Raw genomic sequence first — 6533 nt, 5'->3', positions numbered from 1 at the left:
AATTATCTTGAGCTTGAGGAATTTTTAACCTCTACCGATAAGCCGATCTATGGGGCGATTATGGATGGTGAAAACGTATATAAGTCTAAGCTACCTAAGGAGGCCATTTTAGTTATGGGGAATGAATCTAATGGGATAGGGGCTTCCATACTACACAAAGTCAATAATACGCTAAGTATTCCAAGATTTGGATCCCAGCAAACTGAAAGCTTAAATGTTGCTACCGCTACGGCAATCCTCTTAAGTGAGTTTAGAAGAAGCTAAATTTAAATACTTAGAGGGATTATTCAAAGGTGAAGTTCACGAAAATGGCTCTAGAATAAGTGGCTTTCACATTTCCTAAGAACGGGTCATCTCCTGCTTTGTCGAGTGTGATTTCATCTTGAAAAGCAAAGGATCCTCTAATAGACGGAGAAAATTTGAAATATCTAAGATAGAAGTCAATGCCGAAACCAACCTCCCAATAGTAATTGCTTTTCCTCATGGAGAGTACTCCATTGGTAATATTTTGTGTATTTCCATTATTACTACTAAGGTTAAAGGAAGTGGCTACTCCACCAACTACATAAGGTTTAATGTTGCCTAGTCGTTTTGTACTTACCTTTAAAAGTAATGGAATATGGATATAAGTGGATTTTACTGGTACAATTTTCGAGGAATTATCTAGTAGATTTTTAAATCCCACATCTCTTTGATTGTAATAAAGCCCTGGCTCTAGTCGAACATCAAGGTAATCGTTTAATCGAAGTTCACCAATTAGCCCAACATTAAATCCTAAACTCTTTGATGTAAGCATTTGATCGGCCATATACCACGTGGAATAATCATGATACTTATAATCGACTTTGAAATCATACTGATTAAAGCCCAAATAATATCCCCAATTTAGTCTTTTTTTATCCTCGTTTTCGAGATTTAAAATAGGGTTTTCATTAATCTGAGCCTCCAATGTTGTAAGGCCGCTTATTGTCAATAGTAAACTGAAAAGTAACGTTTTCATTTAAGGGGTTGGTTTTTCTGCTTTACAATATAGTTATTTATACGATTGGTAGATCGTTGCGACACCTAAAGTTTGTGGATAATCCGCAGCTCTACTAAATCCAACCTTTGTCAGAATATCGTTAAAGGCCTTTCCATAAGGGAAGACAGAAGCGGACTCCGATAAATACGCATAGGCAGATTGGTCTTTAGAAAAGAGCTTACCAATTAGAGGTAACAAATGTTTTGTATAAAGGTTGTATCCTTGCTTAAAAGGAGTTTTTGTTGGAACAGATGTTTCTAGAACCACAAATGTACCGTCCTTTTTCAATACCCTATAAATCTCAGCCAACCCTTTTTCAAGATCTTCGAAATTTCTAACACCAAAAGCCACTGTGATGGCATCAAAACTGTTGTCATCAAAAGGAAGTTGCTCACTATCGCCTAGAACCATTTCAATACGGTTGTTTAGGTTTTTATCCCTGACTTTTTGCTTTCCAATCTCAAGCATACCTGCGGAGATATCCAGTCCTACTATTCTTAGAGCATGTGTTTCAGATGCAAGATTTATAGCTAAATCACCCGTGCCTGTAGCAATGTCTAAGATGGATTGTGGTTGTGTGGCATGAACCATCTTTACCACTTTTTTTCGCCATTTAATATCGATACCGAATGAAATCACACGATTTAAACCATCATAATTACCAGAAATTGTATCGAACATCTGGGTAACCTGTTGTTTTTTTCCTAAAGAAGAATCTTTATAGGGCGTAACCTTTTTTGACATGCTTAATTTTTTGCAAATATACTATTTACAATTCATCCCTAAAGATGGAAGCTTGATTTTAAATTTTAATTATTTTTTTTCTAGAAGCCTAGGATTCTTATGATTCGCAGTAGCGTGTTCCAAGATACCGCTATAAATACTTATTGATCATTAGATAGGTTACAAAACGAATATTTTACCCGTTTGCGGATTTCTTTGTGATACTTTGGGTTAATTTATGTTATTTTGAAAAATCTGAATAAAATGTAGTATTGCAATGACAAGCTGTGAACTACACTGATAACCCTCTAAGCAACCTCTAGACCACAAACTAAACTATGTACTGAGATTATGGACTTCAGGGATTTTCCGAATTATTTTCAAACGGCTGCTAATACAGCGGTACGATATCAGGGGTATTATAAGACGATCAAGCGATCTGCAGTACTGCTATTGGTACTCGCAGTAGTTGTTGCCTTATTTACATTTGATCACGTTGGAGGTTTAGAGGCGGTCTATGGCATTGTTGGTTTACTACTTGCCTTAAGTTTGATTTTGGCCTTGATTTTGCAATATAAAAACTATGATCAAATTGCCCAGAATATCCTCAGTCTAAAGGCTTCCTGTAAAAGTGTTACGTGGCAATTTATAATGGGCGCAGGTGAGTTTAGCCTACACACTAACACCGCTGAATTAAAATTAGTATTTGAAAACCGAATCAAGCGAATTGCCGAAAGCTTTGAAGAGCTTGGCCCACAGTTAACCCCCATTATGTTAAAACAACAAGCGGTAACACCTAAAATGTTAGCACTCAGAGAGGCTTCTTTCGAATTCAAAAAGAACTACTATGCCGAGAAAAGGATCCGATCGTTGTATGATCATTACTTCAAAAAGGCTATAGAACATCATCAGAAATACAAGCTTTGGTTTTTGAACTTGATTATGGCTCAAATTTTTGCGCTCATTGCTACTAGTTTTTTATTTCTAGACATCAGCCAAAATTGGAGCATCATTGCGCTTGTCACCATGCTGCTTTCTTCGATTGTTAGCTGGTTGGAACTTCCAAGGAATCTTGAAAAGAAACAACACTACACCCTGAGATCAAAAGAACTTGAGATAGTACAGCGAGCATTAGACGATGTTGCCCTGGAATCTGAGTTGGCTGACTTTGTGAAAGATACCGAAAAATTAATTTCCGGCCCTCATGCTTTTTGGTTAATTCCAGGTGCAGAAAGAGATAGGCAGGAGATCCTCATATAACCATGGCTTTAACAAAGAGGCAATCCCATGGAAGGCTACTTGAATTTAGAAAGGCTTTCTCTAGTAACTACAGGTATTTAATATATCTTTGCAGAGAAATTGTTTACTGTAAGCTATGAGAATTATTATTGCTGGAGCTGGAGAGATTGGGTTCCACTTGGCAAAATTACTGTCATTGGAATCTCAAAATATAACTTTGATAGATACTGATGCGGATAGTCTCAGTATAGCTGAGAAGAATTTAGATATCAAGGTTTTAAAAGGTGATGCGACATCGATTTCAATTCTAAAGGAGGCGCAAGTGGCAACTTCGGATTTAATGATAGGCGTTACCGCTTCTCAAGCTACCAATATTACGCTTTGTCTTCTGGCAAAACAATTGGGGTGTAAACGAACAATCGCTAGAATTTCCAATACTGAATATATTCACAATAAAGAAGAGGTAAAATTCGAGCAACTCGGGATCGATGAATTAATATCACCAGAGATGCTGGCTTCAGAAGAAATTGAGCTATTGCTCGATGAATCTGCATTCAACGATACCTATGAATTTGAGGGAGGGGCATTGATTATGGTCGGAACAACGTTGCAGCAAACGGCGCCATTTGTAGGAAAAACAGTCCAAGAGGCTGCTAGTATTTTTCCTGATCTTAATTTCCAGCCAATAGCCATTCAGCGCTCCGGTACCCAAACCACTATTATTCCAAGAGGTGATGTAGAATTCAAAGAAGGGGACCAAGCTTATTTTGTGACCTTACCAGAGGGTGTTGACCATTTATATCAATTAACTGGACAGGTGCGAAAGAAGATTAAAAATGTGATGATCCTAGGTGGTAGCCAAGTTGGAATAAAGACAGCCCAAAATTTATGTCAAAGTAAATTTAGGGTAAAACTTGTCGAGAAAGATCGCAATAGAGCACTGAATTTAGCTGATAGATTGCCCAATGCACTTGTAATAAATGGAGATGGTCGTAATCTGGAACTTTTGGAAGAAGAAGATCTTTCGTCGATGGATGCCTTTATTGCGGTGACTGAAAATGCAGAGACCAATATTATGTCCTGTCTAATGGCCAAATCTAAGAATATTAAGAAAACCATTGCGCTTGTTGAAAATGTTGATTACTTTCAATTGTCCCACTCTATAGGGATCGATACTTTGATTAATAAAAAATTACTAGCAGCAAATACCATATCAAGACATATAAGAGAAGGAGAGGTGGTAGCCTTGACGAATCTAAATAATTTAAATGCCGAGTTATTAGAGTTTATTGCTAAGCCAAAAAGTGATGTTATTGGTAAGGCAATTAGAGATTTAGAATTTCCTAGGTCTGCAACAATTGGAGGTGTTATTCGCAATGGAGAAGGGATCATTGCTCTTGGCGACTTTGTAATTCAGCAAGAAGATAGTGTAGTGGTTTGTTGCTTACCTGAAGCTATTTCCAAGATTGAGAAACTATTTAAATAATTAATGAAAAGGTTCAATGCTAAAATTATCTTCTATTTCATGGGGCTACTTCTGCTCTGTAATGGAGGATTTATGATGCTCTCTGCGCTGTTTAGTTGGATTTATGAAGATGGGGTAACAAAAGACCTCAGTTTTACTGGTATTTTAGTACTTCTTGTTGGATTTCTTTTAATGATGATCACCAAAGCACATCAAAAAGAAATAAAAAAACGCGATGGTTATCTTATTGTAACCTTAGGATGGTTTGTTATGGTTGTCTCAGGGATGTTGCCCTACTTATTTACTGGAGCTATACCAGGTATAACCAATGCATTCTTCGAGTCAATGAGTGGTTATACCACCACAGGGGCCACTATCTTAACAGATATTGAGTCGCTTCCAGAAGGCGTTTTGTTTTGGAGAAGTATCACCAATTGGATAGGAGGGATGGGCTTTATCGTATTAGCCGTGGCGATCTTACCTCTTTTAGGTATTGGGGGAATGCAGTTGTTTGCTGCTGAAGCACCTGGGCCAAATGCAGATAAACTTCACCCCCGAATTACAGATACAGCCAAAAGATTGTGGTATATCTATTTTGGATATACGGTAGCCTGTACAGTGTTTTTGAATTTGGCTGGGATGAGCTTTTTCGATGCCGTTAATCATGGGTTGACTTCCGTTTCTACAGGAGGTTTTTCAACAAAGAATTTAAGTATGGCTTATTGGAATAACAATCCGTTAATTCAGTACATAAGTATGCTTTTTATGTTTCTAGGAGGGACGAACTTTGTGTTGAGTTATTACGCTTTTAAAGGCAAACTGTTAAATGTAATTAGAGACCACGAGTTTAGGTTCTATTTTTTTCTAGTATGTGGCGTTTCACTCGTGGCGGGATTAATTATTTTATTTAGAGCCGATGTGGCCATGAGTGCATATCATCCTATGGTATTTGGAGAGACTGAGAGTGCATTTCGACATGCGCTTTTCCAAGTAATTTCTGTTATCACCACCACTGGATATGTAAGCGCAGATTTTAGTAATTGGACGCCCTTTTTAACCATTGTGTTTTTCGGATTAATGTTTTTGGGAGGATCGGCAGGTTCGACCTCAGGTGGCGTTAAAGTTGTTCGTCATTTACTGATGATAAAAAACGGAATTCTTGAGTTTAAACGGGCCCTTCATCCCAATGCGATTATTCCCGTTCGATACAATGGAAGAACTATTCAAGAACCTATTATTTATAATATACTTGGATTTTTCATTATCTACATGTTGATGTTCATCATAGGTTCCCTAGTTTTAGGCTTGCTTGGGCTTGATTTTGAATCTGCTGTCAGTGGTGCTGCAAGCTCCTTGGGTAATGTAGGTCCAGGGTTAGGCGTTCTGAATCCATTGGCTACTTTCGATGTGTTGCCGGCCCTTGGGAAATGGTGGTGCGCCTTTTTAATGTTGCTAGGTAGGTTGGAGCTCTTTACGGTGCTGATCCTCTTTACACCTTACTTTTGGAAACGAGCCTAAAGAATATAATACACCATGAAAGTAAGAAGCATACCATCGGTAGGGTATGCTTTTAATCTGTGCGCCTTGCATGGACGATATCTATAGGGTGTAAGTCCCGAACACACCCAAGCAGTAGGAAGTGTTAGCCTAAAACAAGGGTGTCCATCGCGAGGTGGAATCTGAAGATTATTGCGATTGGACAATGAGCAATATTAAGCAAAATCCTGGCCTGACGGACAGAAACTACGTATAAGGCCAAAGTTGTCTGGATAAGGTTGCAGATCAAACCGAAGTCCAATACTGCTCGGAGACAACATGGTAAATGTAGCAGGTATATGGGATGAAAGTTATCGTTCTTACCTAGGGAGGTCTCATGGACGTGTGGAAACAATGTATGATACACGGAGTAAAGCTTACCGTGAGAAGTCAGCAGACGTCATAGTACTTAAGTAGACTTCACTTAAGGAAGGACTGAACTTTAAGGAGTGAGAAGTAAATGAATGTTACCGTATGAGCGGAAGAACGCAGAAAATCTCAAAGCAAGAGACCTGCCCACAAAAGAATAGGACGGCATCCGAAGGCTAT

The 6533-nt window shown here is 38.3% G+C and carries 6 protein-coding genes; 4 read left to right on the top strand and 2 right to left on the bottom strand.

What is annotated here, in order from left to right; translation table 11 throughout:
* The coding region (locus VKY50_RS11480; RefSeq protein ID WP_324301966.1) for a TrmH family RNA methyltransferase at positions 1–264 on the top strand (264 nt) is incomplete at its 5' end.
* A 19-nt stretch (positions 265–283) separates the two neighbouring features.
* Here VKY50_RS11480 and porT read toward each other — a convergent pair.
* Positions 284–1000, bottom strand: coding sequence for a type IX secretion/gliding motility protein PorT/SprT (gene porT, locus VKY50_RS11475; protein ID WP_324301965.1), 717 nt, complete (start codon positions 998–1000; stop codon positions 284–286).
* 33 nt (positions 1001–1033) lie between these two features.
* Positions 1034–1765: a bifunctional demethylmenaquinone methyltransferase/2-methoxy-6-polyprenyl-1,4-benzoquinol methylase UbiE gene (gene ubiE, locus VKY50_RS11470; protein ID WP_324301964.1), complete on the bottom strand. Its 732-nt coding sequence runs from the start codon at positions 1763–1765 to the stop codon at positions 1034–1036.
* A 330-nt stretch (positions 1766–2095) separates the two neighbouring features.
* On the opposite strand from ubiE, the gene VKY50_RS11465 reads away from it, so the two are divergent.
* From VKY50_RS11465 to VKY50_RS11455, 3 genes are all read left to right on the top strand, one after another.
* Positions 2096–3004, top strand: a complete 909-nt coding sequence (locus VKY50_RS11465) for an SLATT domain-containing protein (protein ID WP_324301963.1) — start codon at positions 2096–2098, stop codon at positions 3002–3004.
* A gap of 115 nt (positions 3005–3119) precedes the next feature.
* Entirely contained in the window at positions 3120–4469 is a 1350-nt protein-coding gene (gene trkA, locus VKY50_RS11460; RefSeq protein WP_324301962.1) for a Trk system potassium transporter TrkA, read from the top strand.
* Between the two features lie 3 nt (positions 4470–4472).
* Positions 4473–5966 (top strand): TrkH family potassium uptake protein, encoded by a 1494-nt coding sequence (locus VKY50_RS11455; RefSeq protein ID WP_324301961.1) that lies wholly within the window; start codon positions 4473–4475, stop codon positions 5964–5966.
* Positions 5967–6533 lie beyond the last annotated feature (567 nt).

Origin of the sequence: Galbibacter sp. (assembly GCF_035306585.1) — a bacterium.
Classification (GTDB): domain Bacteria; phylum Bacteroidota; class Bacteroidia; order Flavobacteriales; family Flavobacteriaceae; genus Galbibacter.
The sequence above is the reverse complement of the archived record's forward strand: the minus strand, read 5'-3'. Positions and strand labels throughout refer to the sequence as shown.